14 protein-coding genes and 1 pseudogene are annotated in these 21,546 nt (G+C 38.8%); 8 read left to right on the top strand and 7 right to left on the bottom strand.

The window, feature by feature from the left end:
- Positions 1–127: 127 nt before the first annotated feature.
- From QMZ64_RS22160 to QMZ64_RS22170, 3 genes and pseudogenes are all read right to left on the bottom strand, one after another.
- Positions 128–1,615, bottom strand: coding sequence for an N-acetylmuramoyl-L-alanine amidase (locus QMZ64_RS22160; RefSeq protein WP_265625500.1), 1,488 nt, complete (start codon positions 1,613–1,615; stop codon positions 128–130).
- A 163-nt stretch (positions 1,616–1,778) separates the two neighbouring features.
- Positions 1,779–2,034 (bottom strand): annotated as a pseudogene (locus tag QMZ64_RS22165) (SpoIID/LytB domain-containing protein); the annotation flags it as partial.
- Between the two features lie 350 nt (positions 2,035–2,384).
- Positions 2,385–2,684 (bottom strand): hypothetical protein, encoded by a 300-nt coding sequence (locus QMZ64_RS22170; RefSeq protein WP_265625499.1) that lies wholly within the window; start codon positions 2,682–2,684, stop codon positions 2,385–2,387.
- A 194-nt stretch (positions 2,685–2,878) separates the two neighbouring features.
- On the opposite strand from QMZ64_RS22170, the gene tagU reads away from it, so the two are divergent.
- Complete coding sequence (gene tagU, locus QMZ64_RS22175) at positions 2,879–3,805, top strand: polyisoprenyl-teichoic acid--peptidoglycan teichoic acid transferase TagU (RefSeq protein WP_265625498.1); 927 nt, start codon at positions 2,879–2,881, stop codon at positions 3,803–3,805.
- A gap of 37 nt (positions 3,806–3,842) precedes the next feature.
- Here tagU and wecB read toward each other — a convergent pair whose 3' ends face one another.
- Positions 3,843–4,985, bottom strand: coding sequence for a non-hydrolyzing UDP-N-acetylglucosamine 2-epimerase (gene wecB, locus QMZ64_RS22180; RefSeq protein ID WP_265625497.1), 1,143 nt, complete (start codon positions 4,983–4,985; stop codon positions 3,843–3,845).
- A 184-nt stretch (positions 4,986–5,169) separates the two neighbouring features.
- Here wecB and galU point away from each other — a divergent pair, with 184 nt between their 5' ends.
- Positions 5,170–6,048, top strand: coding sequence for a UTP--glucose-1-phosphate uridylyltransferase GalU (galU, locus tag QMZ64_RS22185; protein ID WP_265625496.1), 879 nt, complete (start codon positions 5,170–5,172; stop codon positions 6,046–6,048).
- A 68-nt stretch (positions 6,049–6,116) separates the two neighbouring features.
- Here galU and QMZ64_RS22190 read toward each other — a convergent pair whose 3' ends face one another.
- Positions 6,117–7,253, bottom strand: coding sequence for a CDP-glycerol glycerophosphotransferase family protein (locus tag QMZ64_RS22190; RefSeq protein ID WP_265625495.1), 1,137 nt, complete (start codon positions 7,251–7,253; stop codon positions 6,117–6,119).
- A 19-nt stretch (positions 7,254–7,272) separates the two neighbouring features.
- The gene (locus tag QMZ64_RS22195) at positions 7,273–8,052 is read right to left on the bottom strand and encodes a WecB/TagA/CpsF family glycosyltransferase (protein ID WP_187388931.1); all 780 of its coding nucleotides are present in this window, start codon (positions 8,050–8,052) and stop codon (positions 7,273–7,275) included.
- A gap of 396 nt (positions 8,053–8,448) precedes the next feature.
- Here QMZ64_RS22195 and tagD point away from each other — a divergent pair, with 396 nt between their 5' ends.
- From tagD to tagH, 6 genes are all read left to right on the top strand, one after another.
- Complete coding sequence (gene tagD, locus QMZ64_RS22200) at positions 8,449–8,838, top strand: glycerol-3-phosphate cytidylyltransferase (protein WP_023857183.1); 390 nt, start codon at positions 8,449–8,451, stop codon at positions 8,836–8,838.
- A gap of 133 nt (positions 8,839–8,971) precedes the next feature.
- Positions 8,972–11,014, top strand: coding sequence for an alpha-glucosyltransferase N-terminal domain-containing protein (locus tag QMZ64_RS22205; RefSeq protein WP_411801692.1), 2,043 nt, complete (start codon positions 8,972–8,974; stop codon positions 11,012–11,014).
- A gap of 111 nt (positions 11,015–11,125) precedes the next feature.
- The gene (locus tag QMZ64_RS22210; protein WP_265625494.1) at positions 11,126–13,246 is read left to right on the top strand and encodes a CDP-glycerol glycerophosphotransferase family protein; all 2,121 of its coding nucleotides are present in this window, start codon (positions 11,126–11,128) and stop codon (positions 13,244–13,246) included.
- A gap of 467 nt (positions 13,247–13,713) precedes the next feature.
- Positions 13,714–17,340 (top strand): CDP-glycerol glycerophosphotransferase family protein, encoded by a 3,627-nt coding sequence (locus QMZ64_RS22215; protein ID WP_265625493.1) that lies wholly within the window; start codon positions 13,714–13,716, stop codon positions 17,338–17,340.
- A gap of 257 nt (positions 17,341–17,597) precedes the next feature.
- On the top strand, positions 17,598–18,413 hold the full coding sequence (locus QMZ64_RS22220) for an ABC transporter permease (protein ID WP_143261112.1): 816 nt from the start codon (positions 17,598–17,600) through the stop codon (positions 18,411–18,413).
- 25 nt (positions 18,414–18,438) lie between these two features.
- Positions 18,439–20,037 (top strand): teichoic acids export ABC transporter ATP-binding subunit TagH, encoded by a 1,599-nt coding sequence (tagH, locus tag QMZ64_RS22225; RefSeq protein WP_265625492.1) that lies wholly within the window; start codon positions 18,439–18,441, stop codon positions 20,035–20,037.
- Positions 20,038–20,124: 87 nt separating this feature from the next.
- Here tagH and QMZ64_RS22230 read toward each other — a convergent pair.
- A partial coding sequence (locus QMZ64_RS22230) for an N-acetylglucosaminidase (RefSeq protein ID WP_301441595.1) occupies positions 20,125–21,546 on the bottom strand: 1,422 nt, incomplete at its 5' end.

Raw genomic sequence — 21,546 nt, forward strand, 5'->3', positions numbered from 1 at the left:
GTCGAAAAAATAGAACAAAATGGACAAAAATAGGTCGGATCATAGAAATCCGACCTATTTTGTCAACGGTCTGAAAGAAGCCGAAGTTCGGCTTCTTTTTCCACATAAAGGACTCGCAAGCCCCCTTTTATCTATAGTATGCTGAAACAGCATCATTGATTCCTTTTGCCGCTTTATCCTTTAGCGTACCGCTTTTTAATTTGCTTGCGTCAGACGAATTTGTGATAAAGGCGGTTTCTATTAAAACGCTCGGCATTTTCGAGTACTTAATCACATAGAACCCTGCTGTTTTCACGCCTCTGTCTCTTGTTCCGAATGCGCTGACGATCCTCGGCTGAACTAATTCCGCTAGACGCTGGCTGTTGGCGCTTTGATAGGTTTTGTCATAATACGTTTCAGTGCCATGTGATGAAGACGTATATGAATTGGCATGAATGCTGATGAACAGATCAGCTTTTGCGTTAGCGCCCTTTTTCACCCGTTCTTCAAGCGAATAGAACGTATCGTTTGACCGTGACATTACCGGAATAGCGCCTGCACTGTTCAGCTTGCTGTTCAGCCGTTTGGCGATATCCAGGTTGACGTCCTTTTCCTGCAGGCCGTTGCCGATTGCACCAGGATCCTGATCCCCGTGCCCCGGATCGATGAAGATCGTTTTACCAACTGCCGGATTTTTAAGCTGGGTCACAACCTTCGAGGTCACAGAAGAAGTTCCTCCAATAACAGAGAAGTTTTTGATATTTTTATTGCCGATAAAAGCTCTCGGCTCTTTTGATAAATTTTCCCCGTTTGTTAGGATGATCGCTTTATTTTGTTTCGCAGCAAGAGCTGCTCCTGAGATAGAGTCAGCATAAGAATATCCATTGCTGACGTAAGTATTGCTTGTATTTAGAGTAAGCTTTTTTGCAATATTCACAGAAATGTCGTAGCGGTTTACTCCTCCGATTCTGGTCGGCGATGGGAGTCTTTTATATAATGTGCTGTTTATACTGCCATTTCCTCCGATAACATATGTCTGTTTAATCCCTTTGCTTTTGAGCGCATCAGCTGTATAACTATTGAGTGTACTGTTATTTGTAAACAAGATTGGATAGCCATTTTTAGCTGCATAAGGTATGATGGCTACCGGTTCGGCATACAAAAAGCCATTTGCGACAATCGCTTTTGAAGTGCTTGGCATAGATTTTGCCACTTTTGCTGCCGTATCATAACGGTTTTTCCCAACAATTCTTTTGACGGTGATTCCAAGGCTTTTAATTTGATTTTCTACTGTATTGGATACGGTAGATGTCCCGCCAATGATATAAACGTTTCTTGTCTTTAATTCTTTTAAACGAGATTTTGTCTCGCTTGACAGATTATTTGCATTTGTTAATAAAAGCGGTGCATTTTTTTGATAGGCAAACGGCGCCGCAGAAATAGCATCCGCATAAGCTCCTCCGCCTACAATGACTGCGGTGCTGGCGGTTGACCAGCCTTTTTTTGATGCTTGCACCGCTGTATCGTATCGATTTTTTCCTGCAATTATGTTTGCTGTATTGTCTGCAAGAGCAGAAGGTATAAAAAGGATAAGTCCTAAAAAGCTAAATGTTAGGACTTTTAATAAAGATCGCAATATCTTCCCCTCCAAATATTTCAAATCATTCGGCAATAAAAAGGAAAACAAGAGACGAGGCTGCCTCCTGTTTCCGATTTGAATTTTAATTTAATAGTTCGTTAAAGTCGTTGTCGGATAATAGAATTTTAAAATAGAACTATATGAATTCCCCGATCCGGCTTCCGCTTTGCGGGTTCACTTTTTTTGCAATGAGATAAGGGATTTTAAAGCTCCACACCTCATTGCTCGCTTCAGTTAAACTCCCATAGCTCGAATACTGCTATGATTAGGCTTCCATTATATTTCAGTACCTTTCCTTTCGTTTAATTCACGACCTTGCAAGTGTTTGAAGACAAGTGTATCTGCCGTAAACTTGAAATACCGTTGTATTCGCCCCTTTTTCCAATTTTCCTGACCGAATATGTACAGGCCGATACAGCCTACGCTTTTTACAGCCAGCTAGTCCTCGAAAGGAATGTGGATATTGATTTGTTTGACGTATATCCAGACTCCACGGTAAAAATTTTCTTGCCGCTAATATCATAACGTGTTGACCGTTAAATCGTTTTGTTCCGCCACATTGCTGCCGCTCACTTTGTCATTTCCGGCAGTTGTAATATCCAGGCTAGCCATATTGCTGACATAGTTGGTAAGCTTAACTGGTATGGAATTCATAGCGAAAGAAACGGAAGGCGTGATCAACAACATCGTGAAAAAGCGTAAACAGCATCGCTTGCTTCGTTTTCTTCAAGACCCCAAAAAGCCTCTCTTCATTGACAAACTTAAATTATTTCTCACTTTCAATTTTCTTTAATTCAAGCTGTCCTTTCTCGGTCTTTTTGTAAGTCACTTTTACTTTTTGTCCGTCTGTTAATTTGTCAATGTCGCCTTCATAGTCACCGGCAATATTTAAGCTGACAGGCTCGTTGTTTATCTTCACTTCAATTGTATGAGTGTCTGCCTGTCCCACGTACGTACCGTCCTCCGTTTGAACCTGGTCGGTTTGCTCGCCTTGTTTTACCTGTTCGGCAGTACCGCATCCGGCCAGAAGAAGCATAAAGAACATAAATGCCGCAAATTTCTTCATTTTTCATCACCTCTTGTTTTTTATCGACAAACATTTATAATTTTATAGAAGGAAGCGGCTCTTTGTAACATTCTTAAGTGCTATTTAATCTACTTGTAATATTAAAACTAAGATATGAAAAAAATTAGTTGTTTCTATTATTTTTAAAATTTATAATCAAATCAGATGATAAAAACTATAAAGTGAGGAAAATGATGAGAGCTGAAAAAAGAAAAAAGAAAAGAAAAGTCCTTTTCATTATTTTAACGATTATTGGCTTATTCGTTTTATGTACCGGCGGCTATGCCTTCTACCTTTGGAACAAAGCAGCTTCAACCATCGCCAGCATTCATGAGGATATCGGAAAATCTGATAAACGGGACAAGCAGGTGGATGTTAACAGCAAGGATCCAATTGCAGTCTTAATCATGGGAGTCGATGAAAGGGAAGGCGATAAAGGACGGGCTGATTCCCTCATCTACATGACGGTGAATCCAAAAACGAATACAACAGAAATGGTAAGCATACCGCGTGATACGTACACCGAAATCATCGGCAAAGGAAAGATGGACAAAATTAACCACTCCTACGCCTTCGGGGGAACCCAAATGACCGTCGATACGGTTGAAAACTTTTTGGACGTGCCTGTAGATTACTTTGTGAAAGTGAATATGGAAAGCTTCAGGAATATTGTTGATACGCTCGGCGGAATTACGGTGAACAGCACATTTGCTTTCAACTATGACGGGCATTCATTCAGCAAAGGCGAAATCACGTTGAACGGGGAAGAAGCGCTTGCTTACACCCGGATGAGGAAAAAGGATCCAAGAGGAGATTTCGGAAGGCAGGAACGTCAACGCCAGGTCATTGAAGGCATCATCAAAAAAGGGGCCAATATCTCTTCCGTAACGAAATTCAGCGATATGTTCCAGGTCATCGAAGACAACGTGAAAACAAACCTCACGTTTGACAATATGTGGGATATTCAGTCAAACTACAAATCAGCTCGAAACAATGTCGTACAACATCAACTTAAAGGCCAGGGAACCAAAATTGACGGAATCTATTACTATAAGGTCGACGAAAGCGACCGTGAATCGATTTCAAAAGAATTAAAAGAAAGCCTTGCGCTTAAGAATTAACAAAACGAGCTCCGCACATAGCATGCGGAGCTCGTTTTTAATGTTCATGAAATGGAAGAGGCTTGTCCGGCCGATAGCCAAAACGATAAAGAATCTCGCCAACGATGCGCTTAGATGCGTTTCCGTCACCGTATGGATTTGAGGCTTTTGACATTCTTTGATACTCATCAGGATCATTCAGTAGCTGCTTCGTCAGCTCGTACACGTCTTCTTCATTCGTCCCAGCCAATTTTAATGTTCCGGCTTTTATGCCTTCAGGACGCTCTGTCGTATCCCTTAATACGAGAACAGGTTTCCCGAGCGAAGGTGCTTCTTCCTGCACACCGCCGGAATCTGTTAAAATGAAGTGCGCTCTGGAAGCAAAGTTATGAAAATCTATGACCTCCAGCGGCTCAATTAGATGAACCTTGTCAGAACCGCCGAAATGCAGTTCAGCAGCCTGTCTGACGACGGGATTTAAATGGACGGGATACACAACCTGCACGTCTTGGAATTCTTCGGTGATCCGCCTGATCGCTCTAAACATATTTTCCATCGGCTCGCCTAAATTTTCGCGGCGGTGCGCGGTTAACAAAATCATCCGGCTGCCAGCCGTCTGATCGAGAATTGGATGCGAATACTCCTCCCGCACCGTTGTCTTCAAGGCATCAATGGCTGTATTTCCCGTAACAAAAATAGAATCGACATTTTTATTTTCAGCTAACAAATTGACCTCCGCCTGCTTTGTCGGCGCAAAATGAAAATCCGTAATCGCACCTGTAAGCTGGCGGTTTAATTCCTCAGGAAATGGAGAGTACTTGTTCCCAGTTCTCAATCCGGCCTCGACATGGCCGACTGAAATCCTGTGATAAAAGGCGGCAAGGCTGCCTGCAAACGTGGTCGTCGTATCGCCGTGTACGAGAACAAGGTCAGGCTTGATCTCTTGAAAAAGCCGGTCAAGTTTTGTCAGTGCATTTGATGTAATGTCGGCCAATGTCTGCCGTTCTTTCATGATATTCAAGTCAAAATCAGGCCGAATATGAAACGCGGCAAGCACCTGATCAAGCATTTGCCTGTGCTGTGCCGTGACCGTCACGTACGATTCAATCTCCGGGTGTTTTTTTAGTTCAAGTACAAGAGGAGCCATTTTGATTGCTTCAGGTCTTGTACCAAAAATAGTCATGATTTTTAGTTTTTCCATTTTACCATCCTTCCCCAGGGATTTCTTCAGCTTGTATTTTATAATAACATTAATTGTTGTCATAAATCATCCTTTTCTCCTAATAACATAATAAATGCTTTGCTCTATGATACGTGTGAAAATGCTCGAATTGTGGTAAAGTTTATTGTATGATCACATCCACTTTAAGGAAGGTGCTTTATTAATGAGAAAAGTAAGAAAAGCCATTATACCTGCGGCAGGTCTTGGAACCCGCTTTTTGCCGGCAACAAAAGCAATGCCAAAAGAGATACTCCCCATTGTCGACAAACCGACGATCCAGTACATAGTTGAGGAAGCAATCGACTCCGGTATTGAAGATATCATTATCGTAACCGGTAAAGGAAAGCGCGCCATCGAAGACCATTTTGACCACGCGCCTGAACTGGAGCGTAATCTTGAGGAAAAAGGAAAAAAAGAGCTACTTGAAAAGGTTCAAAAAGCATCCAATATGGCGGACATTCATTATATTAGACAAAAAGAGCCAAAAGGACTTGGACATGCCGTATGGTGTGCGCGCAACTTCATCGGTAATGAGCCTTTCGCCGTTTTGCTCGGGGACGACATCGTTCAGGCCAAAACACCGGGGCTACGCCAGCTTATGGATGAATATGAGAAAACCCTTTCTTCCATCATCGGTGTTCAGCAGGTGCCTGAAGACGAAACACACCGCTACGGAATCATCGATCCTCTCACAAAAGAAGGACGCCGTTACCAAGTGAAGAACTTTGTTGAAAAACCAAAGCCGGGAACTGCCCCTTCCAACTTGGCGATCCTGGGCCGCTATATCTTCACTCCTGAAATCTTCATGTATTTAGAAAAGCAAGAAGTCGGAGCAGGCGGAGAAATTCAATTGACGGACGCGATTCAAAAATTAAATGAAATTCAGCGCGTTTTTGCATTCGACTTTGAGGGCAGACGGTATGACGTCGGTGAAAAGCTTGGTTTTATTCAAACGACGCTTGAATTCGCCATGCAGGATCCTGAACTTAAAACAAAACTAGTTCCTTTTATAGAAAACCTTTTAAATAAAGAAGAAATATAATAACGCAAAAAAACTGGCACACTCTTATGCCAGTTTTTTAATGCATGCTAAACACCTCGGTTTAATTCTTATCTGCACAATTCATTAATAAAATTCAGCAGCTTCCTGCTGGAATCACCACTTGAATACTCATTCCACTCATTTGAAAATCGTTTAACCTCTTCATACGCATGGTGAATGTTCTTTAATTCGTTAAGAAGCATGTCGCGGTTGCAGCAGGCCTTCCCTGGGATCACCGCTTCATAGTCGTCAATCAAACCGCGTTTTTTATCGTACTCTTCAAGATCATAAGTGTAAAACAGCATTGGTTTATCGAGCAGGGCGTACTCGAAAGGGATCGAGGAATAGTCTGATATCAGCACGTCGCTTACATGCAGCAGATCTTTTAAGGGAAGGTCTGAAACGTCTTTTATCATACCTTCATATTCTTCAAGTCTGATATTCTTACGGACAGCAGGATGCAGCTTGACCAAAAGCAAAAATTCTCCCTTTAAGTCTTCAGAGAGCTGCTCTTTTGAAAAAGGGAGTTTCATGCTTGTCATATTATAGTCTCTGTATGTCGGGGCATAAAGGATGACTTTTTGGTCCAAAGATTCATAAGGACGCGTCTCATCTTTAAAATATTGATCAGTCAAGGGGACTCCCGTCCGCAAAATGTGCTCATCCTTAACGCCGAATGAACGCTTGAAAATGTCCGCCATCTTTTCCGATCCGACGGTGATATAGTCAAATGAGGCGTATACTTTTTTAAACCGCTTGATATCTGCGGATGTTCTGCGGCAATTTCCGATATCCTCAAGACCGAACTTCTTCAGCGCGCCGTTCGCATGCCAAACTTGAATGCACTTTGTCTGCGGTCGTTTACGAAGCACACTTGTCAGCAAAAAATAATTATCGGTAATTACACATTTGCTTTTGAACATGCTATAAACGGCCCGCATCAAATGAAAAGGATTTTTTTCATTGATGAAACATGATGACACAGACGGATATTCATTTGCAAGGGAAACCGCATGCCGTGTATAAAGCATTTCCAGTTCAAACGGACAGCCCGTTTCCTCATATTCATTTAGGAGCGCTCTTGCGTTATCCGGGAAGGAAACGAGAAGAACAGCTCTGTTTCGGGGTCTTACCCATTTCAGCATAAAGCTGACCATCGAAAGAACACCCGAATAAAACATAACAAACAAAGAACGTATCTTCATGATTCAACCTAATCTCTTTCTATGCATCGATTTGTTTTGATCGCTCTTTTACCTGTTCAGGATAGTAGCTCTGTTTTTGAACCCTTTCTTCTTTCAGAACGGTAAAAGCATATTTCGGAATATTCAGCATCCGCTTCCATCTTGAGGGATTTGTCACGAGTCGGTACAGCCATTCAAGGTTCAGACGAATCAGCAAGTTCGGCGCACGTTTTACCGTGCCGCTGAAAACATCGAAGCTTCCGCCAAGCCCGATTGCAATGGCCTTTGGAAACAGATGCTTATATTTACAAATAAACCTTTCCTGGTGGGGGTAACCGAGGGCTACGAACACCATGTCAGGTTTAGCTTTCGCAATGCGTTTAGCTACCGCTTCTTTGTCTTTTGCATAGCCGTCTGAACAACCGGCAATAGTGATGTCCGGGTATTCAGATGAGATACGGTCCACGACGGCTTGATTGACCTCTTTCTTCGCGCCGTACAAAAAGATCCTTTTCTTTTTGTCGTTGGCGATCTTCAGCAGGTTGATAAACACATCATAGCCTGCAATTCTTGATTTTAATCGCTTATTCGTCAGCTTTGACATCATCACGACGCCGATTCCGTCGGGCAGAATAAAATCCGCCGCTGACAACACGTCGCAGTAGCTGCTGTCTTTTGCTGCTGCATATCCGATTTCAGGATTGACGGTGGCGATATAAGCCCCAACCCGTCTATTAATGTATGACTTCTCAAGATGATGCAAAAAGCCGGATAAATCGGCGTTTACATATGACAGGTTATAAATACGCTCCGTTTGCAACATCAACTCCTCCTCCCGATTTAAAAGTTCAAATTTATGTTTAAACGAAATGAAAATGTCTTAGGAAAGTGGTTCAGCCCAAAAATTCCATCGGTCTAACGTATATTTTAACATAGATGATTCATAAAAGCTTAACAATAACTTTACAACAGATTAAGATTTTTTACGCTGTCTTCAGAAATCAGATGAAAGATAAATCTTAAAACAAAATTTGGAATTTCACTTGCTATTTACAATGCTTAACGTTTAATAGGCAATGTGCTATAATAAATGATCAGTGAAGACATGCAGAAAAATTTTTTAGTGAAGAGTATACGTGTTTTTCGGATAGAGCAATCTTGAAAGTTAATCATAGTGGTTTGTGAAGTTATAGATTAGGAAGGAGAGTAATTTAACATGAAGAAAGTCATCACATACGGAACGTTTGATTTATTGCATTGGGGACATATCAAATTATTGGAGCGCGCTAAACAGTTAGGCGATTATCTTGTCGTAGCGATTTCAACGGACGAATTCAACCTTCAAAAACAGAAAAAAGCTTACCATAGCTATGAGCACCGCAAACTTATCCTGGAAACCATCCGTTACGTCGATGAAGTCATCCCGGAAAAAAGCTGGGATCAGAAAGTCCAGGATGTCATCGACCATGATATTGACGTTTTTGTCATGGGGGATGACTGGGAAGGAAAATTTGATTTCTTAAAAGAACACTGTGAAGTCGTCTACCTGCCAAGAACTGAAGGGATTTCGACGACGAAAATCAAAGAGGAAATCGCCGGCCTATAAATTCTGGCATTTTGCCACTGTAAGTTATATAATTCTTTCGAAAAGTACTTCTTATCTTTTTTTAAGAAGTACTTTTTGTTGAATTAAAATGAGAAGTTCGAATTGCCAGCTTACAGTGAAAGGGAGAAAAAAATTGGGCGAAAAACAAAGTGATCCCTTGAAGAATGAGGGAATAGCTATTCCTAATATGACCTATTATTTTATTTCAGGAAACCTTCCTCACGATTATGGAGGATTGACAAAGTCGCTACTGCTACGTTCCAAGTTGTTCGGAAAATTATCTCAGACGCCTACAACCTTTTTAACATTTGGATTTGACAAGGAGTTTTCAACTAAAAAAAATCAGCTTTATGAAAATAAGAAAGTCCACCCGAAATTCACTCGAATTTTAAATATGTATAATGACTTTCTTAGCAAAAATACTAGTGGTCGCTTATTTTCTGAAAAAACCAGCTTAAAAGAAATAAAAAATCACAATAAAAATCGTTTTTTTGCTAAATTCAGCAAAATTTTCCGCAGACAAAAAAACAACCTTAACTTTAACTTTTACGAAGATGGAAAATCAATTTGTAGTATAGATTACATGAATAATGAAAAAAAACGATTTAAAAGGGAAGAGTTTACAAGACAAGGGTTATTGTGCCGTGTATCTTATTTTAATATAGAGACAGGCCGTTTGTATTGCCAGGAATTTATTAATGATAATCATAATGTTTATCTGGATAAACATTATGAGTTTATCGAAGGTCAAAACGAGCTTCAACTGAAAAGTATTAACTGGTATTCAGAAAATGGAGTATTAAAGTTTTCCGATGAATCAGAATTGCGGCGGCATTGGATTGAAGTTCTTGAATTAGAGACAGATCAACCAAAGCTATTCCTGGTTGATAGCAGGCGGCAAGATAAACATGTATTTAGAGTCAAGAAAGCAGCTTCCTCTTATTACGCTGCCATTATACACAGCAAACATTATGGAGATAATCCACTTCACGTAAAGCCGCGTTACCGAGAATTATTAAGTCATTTATATAATCTTGATGCAGTGTTTTTTATCACTGAAGAGCAGAAAGAAGATTTCCAGAGGATAGTCGGAGAGCATAAAACATTCTTCTATACTCCACATACAATGGACAAATCGCTTGATAAAAAGGTTTTAAAAACCCAAAGTGAAAAGAATAAAGCGGTTATCATTTCAAGATTAGTTGAATCGAAAAATCTGACTCATGCTATTAAAGCTTTTAAGCTTGTTGTAGATGAAATTCCTGAAGCCAGATTGGAAATTTTCGGTTCAGGAGGAGCGGAAAATAAAATAAAAGCGGAAATTGAAAGATGCAATTTGCAGAAAAACGTCTTTTTAAAAGGTTATACCAATAACCCAGATACCGAGTTTCAAAAGGCGTGGCTTACAATTTCAACATCTCATTTTGAAGGGTTCGGCCTTTCTAATATGGAGGCTCTCGGTAACGGTTGCCCTGTTGTTACTTACGACTATGACTACGGTGCAAGAAGCCTTGTTAAGGATAATGAAAACGGCTTCGTCGTCGAGAAGTATAATATTGAACAGCTTGCTGAAAAAATAGTTTTGCTTATGAAAAACGAAAAACTTCATGAAAAATTTTCGAAGTATGCATTTGAGACAGCAGATAAGTATACAACAAAATATTATATGAAGCGCTGGTCTGACGCACTTCAAAAAATGATTGAGGTCAAAGAAGAAAAACAAGAATTAAAAGGGAATTTTCCGAGTAAACAATCGTTCTCTGTGAGAGAGCATAAAATAGATGAATCAAATTTGATCATTGAATTCAAGGCTCAGGTTCCGGTAGATGAAGGCTACAATTTAAAGCTTGTCGGGCTTGACAGAAGAAACAATGCCGTTGTTATATGTGCTTCTTCTCCTGAGAAATCCTATTCAAGCTCAGATGTCTACCGGTTTAATATTGATCTTGATCGACATTTTCATGTTAAAACAATCAGAGCAAATAACACTAAAACAATTGATTTTTATTTGGCTATCAGCAACCGTAAACAAGTTACAATATTAAAACGGCTGTCTGTTGACCAAGCAGGGATGCCCTCTCCTTTCTTAGTGGAAAAATATAAAGTTGAACCTTATATTACCGTAAAAGGCAACTATTCATGGACATTGCAAAAAGAGCCGGAGATGCCCTCCTAAGGTAATCCCTGACAACTGTTTGATGCGGGATGAATATTCAGTTCATCTTATGTATAATAATCAGAAGATTATCTGTCGATGATTTTGAAAAAAGAGGAGTAGACTTATTTTATGGTTAAGGAAGTTCCAATAGAATTCAAATTAATAAACCTGAAAATTGAGGGTTGGCAGCTTCTCCTCGATTTCTCTTTAGATCATTCAGTATCCGCCGATAATATCAGTCTGTTGGCAGTGAACCGCAAAACAAAAGCGGAGCTGCCGGCTTTTTGTGAAAGGATAGACAAAGAAAAAGCAATATATCGTGCAGAACTTCAGTTAGATGCCCTTTCTAAACACGTCGAAGACAGAGGATGCATCGACTTCTACGTAGTAATCCGTGAAGCGGAAGCTGATCTTTTAAAGAAAAGAATACAGACGAAGTTTCAGCCAATTGAACTATCTTGGAAATGGGATGAGCAAAAGCAGGTATTTTTCCTTCCCTATACAACCAAGAAAGGAAATCTCTCATTAAAAGTTCTGCCCCAAAAAACAATAGCTGAAATAACTGATATCGATCTAAACACTGAAGGAGAACTTACCCTTGCAGGATACGCTTTTTTTCTAAATGAGGATGGAAAGGTAACTGCCAAGCAAAGATGCCTTATTCTAAAAGAGGTCGGCGACGCCGAAGAAAAGAAAGTTTTCGAATACCCATTAGAGGATGATGAAACAGCAAACTTTAAGGTGCACATCAATCTCAAAAAGCTTTATGAAGAAAACGCTATGCCTGTCATGTTCCAGTTTCACATCGAATTTATCGGTGAAGACCCTGAAACGGGCGAAAAAGCTATCAAGAGAACAAAACCGCTAATGCTGAAAAACAAAGCGAACCCGCAAAATAGCCAGTTTACGATCATTGAAACGGAAAAAGGCCCGGCGCGTTTTCATGTCTACCCGCAAAAGAAAAAGAGATGTATGCGCTTAAGAATGAATGATTATACATTTAAAACAAGGGCTGTTTATTTCGTTGTTGGGAAAAAGAACCGGACTGTTTCCTTTTTCCGCAGGAGAAAAAATAAACTAAAGAAAAAAATAGGCAACGGCTTGAAAAAAGCGTATTATTTCACCTTTGGACTGGCCGGAAAATTGCCAATGAAAAAGAAGACCGTTATCTTTGAAAGCTTCGCCGGTAAGCAGTACAGCTGTAATCCGCGCGCGATTTACGAATATATGACAGAGAACAAACCGGATTACGAAATGTATTGGAGCGTAAATCCGGATTACACGGATATCTTTGAGGAAAAAGGCATTCCTTACATCAAAAGGTTTACCCTGAAGTGGCTGTTTGCCATGGCAAGAGCCGAATATTGGGTTGTAAACAGCCGCATGCCTTTATGGATTCCTAAGCCGAAGCACACCACATATCTTCAAACATGGCACGGCACACCGCTGAAACGTCTTGCCGTCGATATGGATGAAGTGCATATGCCTGGCACCAACACGGAAAATTACAAAAAGAATTTCACGATGGAAGCATCAAAATGGGATTATTTGATCTCACCGAACGCATATTCTACCGAAATCTTTGCCCGTGCATTCCAATTCAATAAAACGATGATTGAATCAGGCTATCCGAGAAACGATTTTCTCCACACGGACAACAATGCCGAAACGGTTCGCTCATTAAAAGAGAAAATGAAGCTGCCGGCTGACAAAAAAGTGATCATTTATGCGCCGACATGGCGTGATGATCAGTTTTATAAAAAAGGAAAATACAAATTTGATCTTGATTTGGATTTGGCGAAAATGAGACAAGAAATTGGCGATGACTATGTGATCGTCCTCAGAATGCACTACTTGGTTGCCGAAAACTTCGACCTTGAGCCATACCAAGGTTTTGCATACGATTTCTCTTCCTATGAGGACATCCGCGAGCTTTACATGGTGTCTGATTTGCTGATCACGGACTACTCCTCCGTCTTCTTTGACTTTGCGAATTTGAAGCGGCCGATGATTTTCTTTGTTCCCGACATTGAAACGTATCGTGACAAGCTGCGCGGCTTCTACTTTGACTTTGAAAAAGAAGCTCCAGGCCCGCTCGTCAAAACGACGGATGCCGTCATCGAAAAGATCAGGGAAACGGAAGCACCCGGTTATCGCCTGCCTGATATATTTGAGCCTTTTTATCAGAGGTTTTGCTACTTGGAAGAGGGCAGATCGTCTGAAAAAGTAGTAGAGAAGATTTTTAAGTAGCAAAAAAAGCCACTGTATAATACAGTGGCTTTCAACCTAAATGTTAATAAAAAAATGATGGAACTTTCATAAACTGATCAGTTAGCCATTGAATAACTGTTGGCAAAATAAATAGTCTTAACTTTTAAACAAACTTATGCTATTATAAGTTCTACCATAAAGATCTTCAATAGTCAAAAAAAATCCAGTTTCAAAATAGCGAAATACTAACTATGAGTTTTACATCAAATTTAAAAAGTTGCAGTTTTTTATTAGAAGTGATGTTTGTTACTTCTTTTTTTCTTGCCAATCATCATCATATCCAAATTTCACTCTATACTGAGATGTTTTTATAAATCAATATAAGGGTTGGAGGGCACATATATGCTTAAGGTGTGAAGATTACAGTTAATGCTTAATTTAATGACATGAAAGTTACATAAAGAATACCTCTGTAATTTTGAAGGAGCAAGGAGATACGAGAACGAATGAATAAAAAAATTTTGAAAAGAAAAGTCAAATTTATTAAAGATCCTCTCGAAAACTATTTGAAGAAAACAAATCATAGAAGAAATAATCAGTATGCTAAATTTTACGAAAAGCTGAATGTTATTGATCACACAATATTATACGAAAGCCGTGATGGAAAGAGCATTACTGACAGCCCTTTTGCTATTTTTAAATACTTAACAAAAAATCCGGAATTTAAGCATTACAAGCATATTTGGTCAGTAGAAGATTTTAATGCACTTGAACCTGTTATTTCGAAGTATAAAGATATGCCGAATGTTGAATTTGTTAAAAGAAATTCAACGCAATATTTAAAGTACTTAGCCTCAGTAAAATATTTGATTAACAACTCCACTTTTCAATCATTTTTCACATGTAAAAAAGAACAAGTGTATATCAATACATGGCATGGAACACCGCTCAAAAGCATGGGTTTTGATATTCCAGGGAATCCCGCGCATTCACAAAATGTTGTAAGGAATTTTATCAGTACAGATTATTTATTAAGTCCCAACAAACATACTACAAATATGTTTGTCAACAGTTATAAACTAAAAGGGTTATACACAGGCGAAATTATTGAAGAAGGCTATCCAAGAATTGATTTGACACTTAATACAGTTCCCGAAAACTTCAAAAGGTTTCTGAAGGAATTGGATTTACAGATTGAGACTGAAAAGAAAACAATTTTATACGCCCCAACCTGGAAAGGGACAAGTGTCTCAAAAGTAAAAAATGATGTATTTCAAATCGTAGCAGACATGAATTATCTGGAAGACAAAATTGGTACTGACTATAATATTCTTATAAAAGTTCATCCTTTCTTATATAGTACGGCTGTCAAATCAGAAGAACTTAAAGGAAAACTTGTTCCAGATTTTGTGGATACAAATCAGCTGTTAAGTACTATTGATATACTGGTAACAGATTATTCCAGCATATTTTTTGATTTTCTCGTTACCAACCGACCAATTTTGTTTTACATGTGGGATGCAGATGATTACAACGAACAAAGAGGAAAGTATATAAAAAATGAAGACCTTCCGGGTCCGGTTTTATATAATGTTAGGGAACTAACAGAGGCAATCGAAGATATAAATAAAGTGAATTCGGAATTTGAACAAAAATATCAAGATAACAAAGCGAAATTTACAAATTATGACGACGGAAATGTTACAAAAAGAGTTGTTGATAAGATATTCAAAAATAGCGGCCAAGTTAATGTCATAAAAGATCTGAATAAAGGAAAAGAAAAGATTCTCATATACCCCGGCGGAATGAAGAATAACGGTATTACAACTTCTTTCATTAACTTAATGAGTAACATCGATTTTGAAAAATATGATGTAAGCTGTTTTATGGCAACACCCCATCAGAAAGAAGTGCTCAATAATATTGACAAGGTGAATAAAAATGTCAGATTCATATTTAAACCTGGTTTACCTGTCTATACATTATCAGAGGTATACAAAGACAAACTGATTCATAACAGGGGGGCAAAGGGAAGACTTAAAGAGCTGTATCCAAATGATGCTTATGTAAGAGAGCACCAAAGACTGTTTGGAAAATCCAAATTTGATTATGTCATCGACTTTAGTGGTTACAGTTTATATTGGGCCAAGTTCTTAGTTTGCGCAGATGCCAAAAAGAAAATTTGCTATATGCACAATGATCTTTTATCGGATAGTGAGAGATTAGTTAACGGGCGTCGTCCGCATAGAATCAATTTAAGAGGACTATTCTCGATCTATAACAAATTTGACAAATTGGTAAGTGTTTCAAAAGGAACAATGGAACTAAATAAAAAAAATCTGTCCATTTATGCTGATGAGGATCATTTTGATTATATTATGAACTCTATTAATCCCGAAAGAATTCTAGGGATTGAGCATACTGAATCAGATTCTGCGAAGTTGGTAAACCCCCTTGAGAATGGATCCAAGAATCATGTTGACATCGTGGATAATAAAAGGTTTAAAGCAAGAGCAAAGATTGTAAATGCCGATGGCTTCTTTGTTGTAAATACCTTAATTGATAAGGCAAATACCAGACTCACTCCAGCTAAGGAATTTGAAAATGAGGAAGTCTTGATATTAAGAGAAGCCCATACAAATGACGGAAGAATACTATATAAATTGAGTATCAACGGCAGTACCATTGGATGGCTGGAAGAAGGTGCTCTTGAAATATTGCCGGACAGTATATTGACTGAAAAAGAAGTGAATAGACTGGCGATTATTCAGCATCCTAAAGGAAACGACATCTGGAATAAGCCATACAAAGTTTTGGATGTTGAAAAAGTAAGTTCGAGCAAAGAATATAAAGGAATTATTGTTGAGGTAGACAAAGAGGTTAGAACACAGCACTCTTTCTATAGCAGAATATACATTAATGATGTTTTGATAGGGTGGATTGACAGTTCAGCATTGAAAATTGTAAAAGAGTATGAATTGGATAGTGAATGTGCGGATGAACAGCAGTCCATTATAAATAAGGAAAAAAATAAGATTAAACATAAAAACTACAAAAAACATTCTGATATCATCCAAGGGCTGGACAACAGAACATTGGAGGACAAAGCGTTAAACTTGTTAGCAACGATAACAAGTGGAGAAGACTACATGATTTGGTCTAAGGCGTATCCCAATAATGGCTGCCAAAAAATATCGACTGCTGAAGAGTTCAACGGTTTAATTGCAAAAGTCATCAAGAGCCATAAAACGAAAGAAGGCACGTACTATCTTTTCTCAATAGATGAAAAAGTCATCGGGTGGTTGGACTGTAATGCTTTTAAAACTATAGACGAGACAGTCATTATAGGGGAGAAGCAAGTAGATTATGAGGCCCAAATCAATTTAGGTGACACGGAATATATTTTTAACAAGCCATATGATGTAAAAGGTTGCAGTATAATAGAGGATTATAAAAAATTCAATCATGAAGAAGTAAAAGTCGTTGAAGAGGCAACAACGCAGCACGGTACCTATTGCAAAGTTATTTATCATGATAGAGAGCTAGGGTGGATAGAGCGCAACGCTTTAGAGAAAGTTGAACCTCTTGGCTTAAAGGTTGGAAAAACTTTAATTCCTTATCCATCAGAAAGCGACTTCAATTTTGTCAATATGGGGAGACTCTCTCCAGAAAAGGCTCAGGATAACCTTATCAAGGCTTTCCATACACATGTTCAAACTTATCCAAACAGTAAGTTATATATTTTAGGCGAAGGCCCTTTAAGAAAAGATCTTCAACAACTAATAACCGATTTGGATCTGGAAGAGCATGCATATCTAGTTGGCCAGCTAGACAACCCATTCGGCTTCTTGAAGATGTGCGATTGCTTTGTTCTGTCTTCCCATTATGAAGGACAGCCGATGGTACTACTAGAAGCGATGACGCTAGGAATGAAAATTTTGGCGACTGATATTGTTGCAAATAGAACTGTATTAGAAAACGGAAAATACGGAATTTTAGTTGAAGACAGCGTTACCGGACTTGAACAAGGGTTAGTTAAAGCACGAACCGAACCTGTAGATAGCTCGCAGTCTTTTGATTACATTGAATATAATAAAACAGCTATGAATTCCTTCTATAAAGTTTTGAGTTAACGAATGTTGAGGCAAACGCCTCAACATTTTAATTATTATAGTAGATATTGTGAAACAGCAATTGCTAAAAAGAAATAGTAAATTGTATAGAAAGATGATAATGGTTGACAAAAAAATTTTTCGAATCGGTTTAATCTGGATATACTGGAAAATGCGATTTTGAGTCGATGTCAAAAGTGAAAAAAAGCGCGTGATCTGTTACAATAATGAGCGGTGCTATAAAAAAAGACAAAACTTTAACTCTAAGGAAGATTAGAATGAATGCTATGGTAAAAGTTCTTAAAGAAGTATTTTCTTCGCTTCCGCTGATTATGCGGCTGGCGGTTTATGAAACAAAGTCAAAGTATCAAATGAATTATTTAGGGGTTGTTTGGCAGTTTTTAAATCCGTTAATACAGATTTTAGCTTATTGGTTTGTTTTTGGAACTGGAATAAAAGGCACCAGGGCAGATATCGACCACTATCCGTTTATTATTTGGATGCTTGCCGGCATCATCCCATGGTTTTTTATCAGCCCGACAATTCTTGACGGATCAAGCAGTGTTTTTCGAAGAATCAATTTAGTATCAAAAATGAATTTTCCGGTTAGCTCACTGCCAGCTGTCGTTATTGCTTCCAATTTATTCAGCTACTTTGGAATGACGTTGATCTATGTTTTTATACTTGTAGGAAGCGGGCATTTTCCGACGCTGCATTGGCTGCAATTTTTTTATTACTTGTTCTGTATGATTGCGTTTATGTTTTCATTCAGCCTGTTTAATTCGACAATCAGTGTTTTAGTTAGGGATTATCAATTTTTGTTACAAGCCGGGACAAGGCTGTTGTTTTTCATGCTCCCGATTTTTTGGGATGTGGCCCACAGTCTGGCAAACAGACCGCATGTATTGGCGATTATTAAATTAAATCCTCTGTTTTATATAATAGATGGTTTTAGAAACAGCTTTTTAAATGGGCATTGGTTTTTTCAAGATATGAAATATACCTTGTATTTTTGGATCTTTACATTGCTATTATTGACATTGGGTTCAATCCTGCATATGAAATTCCGAGATAAGTTTGTTGACTTTCTTTAATAAAGCATAGTAAGGAGATTATACGATGAAACTAAAAGTTTCGTTTCGAAATGTTTCAAAACAGTATCATCTATATGAGAAACAGTCTGATAAGGTAAAAGGTCTGTTCTTACCAAATAGAAATGACAAGGGCTTCTTTGCCGTACGCAACGTATCCTTTGATGTATATGAAGGAGAGACCATCGGATTTGTTGGAATCAATGGTTCCGGAAAATCAACGATGTCGAACTTGCTGGCAAAAGTCATTCCTCCGACAAGTGGAGAAATCGAAATGAATGGCCAGCCTTCCCTTATTGCGATCTCGGCGGGGCTGAACAACCAGCTGAGCGGGAAGGATAATATCAGACTGAAATGCTTGATGATGGGACTGACCAACAAGGAGATTGATGAGCTTTATGATCAAATCGTCGAGTTTGCCGATATAGGTGATTTCATCAATCAGCCGGTCAAAAGCTATTCAAGCGGGATGAAATCCCGTCTTGGCTTTGCGATATCAGCCCACATTGATCCGGATATTTTAATTATTGATGAAGCACTGTCGGTCGGTGATAAGACCTTCTATCAAAAATGCGTGGACCGGATTGATGAATTTAAAAAGCGTGGAAAAACCATTTTTTTTGTAAGCCACTCGATTGGTCAAATCGAAAAAATGTGTGATCGTGTTGCCTGGATGCACTACGGTGAAATGCGCATGTTTGATGAAACCAAAAAGGTTGTCAAAGAATATAAAGAATTTATTGACTGGTTCAATAAGCTATCAAAAAAAGAAAAGAAAAAATACCAACAGGAACAGATTGAACTGAGAAAAAAAGAACAGACAGAAGAGCGAACAAGTCGTTATTTACAACATAATAAAAACCCGCAAACGATAGCGAATGCGGTGCAAATCACTTTTCTGTCAATTTTGCTGATTGCGTTAGCAGCAACAATGTTTGTGAGTACACCTCTGCGAACAATCGCTTCCTTTGGGGCTATTCCGGGAAACGATGTTAAAAAATCGGAGGATCGCCAAGCTGTATCAGAAATAGAACAATTAACAAAGGTGAATCAACCGGCCTATGTCAAATCAACGCAGCTTTCAACATACAGTGATCAAGCATTAAAACAAAAAACAACCACTTCTTTGCCATTTGGAACTGAAGTTACGCTTTCATCACAAAATGCCAAAGTGGCGCAAATTCGTTTTAGCGGAAAAACCTATTTTGTAAAAAAAAGCAGTCTTTCCTTAGCAAAAGGCCAGGAAAATGTTTCATTGAGTGCAAATGCTTTTTCGCCTTACTTTCCCGAGAAAGCAAAGTCTTCTTACCAATACTTTCTTTCCTTTTTGGGGGAGAGTGAACAAACGCTAGAACAGACTTTGCAGGGAATCAAACAAGTAAAACACGATGACGGGAGTACAGGCCTTCGTCTCGATTATGAAAAAGTCGACTATGTAATTGAAAAACAAAAAGCAGCAGCAATCGTCTTCCACGACATTCAAGTTGTCGAACCGGCTACAATATCTCTGCCTGAGGAGAAAGCTGTATTTGACAAAGATCATAAACGATACTTTTTCAAAACAAAAAAGCAGTTGTTTGTAGTGGATAACGAGAAGCATACTTTAATGATTAGAAATGAAAATTAAATTGAAAAGCCATTGTGTATGGTGAAACATCACAATGGCTTTTCAATTTAAAAAAGATCTGACGCAACGTGCGTCAGATCTTTTAGCCTATTTATATTTAGGAATGTCATAATACAACGTATAGTTGTCCAGCAGTGTGTATAAGCTGTACATCCGATTTACTTGTTTATAAGCCCAGCCGATATCTGTTGCATATTGGTGGCTGGCCGTTGGGGCCCACCTCATTTTAAACAGTGTATCTTGCTGAAAACCGCTTCTGTGAATATAGTTTTTGCCGATCAGTTCGGCTCCGCCGATGATGGCCTTTTCAGGTGTATCCCACCCCTGCTCATAGGCAGTTCTTGATCCGCATTCCAACGGACAAGAATCATATGCACCATATCCGTACATATTGTAAACCGTTTTTCCGTTATATTTGACACCTTTGGCTAATTGGGAAGTTCCATTTCCGGTTTCCAAAAGAGCATGAGAGATCAAATACAATTCATTAATGTTGTATTTTTTAGATGCCTCTACAAATGCTGCTCCTTTTCCTTCAAGAATTCCTTTGCCTTTTAAAATCTTGCTATTGATTTCACTGGCTGATAGACCTGCATATTGAGACAATTTCAAGAACTGGAAGTAATACTTGCTGTCCATTGAAAAGTTGTTCGGATTAATATAATAGACGGTCTCATCTTCGCTAGCGTTTCTCCAGCCCATGTTGATTTTCGCCCAGTTTCCTTCAGTGCCGACGATGCTGACTTTGTCGCCTTTTTCAAGCAGCCCTACAATGTTGTTGCTTGCTACTTTCGGCGAAGATCTTACATTTAGGTAGTCTGCTGTTACAGTACTGTTGGCCGTATTGATATAAGAAAGCGATACATAACCCGGAGAGTCGGTCTGCGGGTTCACGCTCATTTGCTTTTGCAGCATTTCACTGAGGGTGAGGCCGTAATCGGTATACATGATTTGCGGGCCGTTTAAAACTTTATTAATGCTAACATCCCATCCATATTTGCTCCTTATTTTCGAAGCTGAAGAGGAGGCATTATCATAACCCGTAAATTCTCCTATTATAATTTTATAATAGTAATCATTTGTTTTTGTATAAGTAAATGACCATTTTTTTTGTATAAAGAAATCACGGGCTTTTTTGTATTCATTGATTGATAAATTAGATGCTGTTACAATTTGATACCTGTTATAGCCTTGTTCACCGGTTTTTTGGGCTGTCGCCCCCCAGCCATGATCTGTGAAGAATTTTAAGCCTGCTTTAATCTCTGAATCATCTAATGTTGGGTTGGTTACAATACTGAATTTTTCATATCCAGTTTCACCGGTTTTTTGAGCTGATGCTCCCCAGCCGTGATCTGTGAAGAATTTTAAGCCTGCTTTAATCTCTGAATCATCTAATGTTGGGTTGGTCACAATACTGAATTTTTCATATCCAGTTTCACCGGTTTTTTGAGCCGATGCTCCCCAGCCTCGATCTGTGAAGAATTTTAAGCCTGCTTTAATCTCTGAATC

The organism is Bacillus sp. LB7 (genome assembly GCF_030449715.1).
Lineage (GTDB): Bacteria > Bacillota > Bacilli > Bacillales > Bacillaceae > Bacillus > Bacillus paralicheniformis.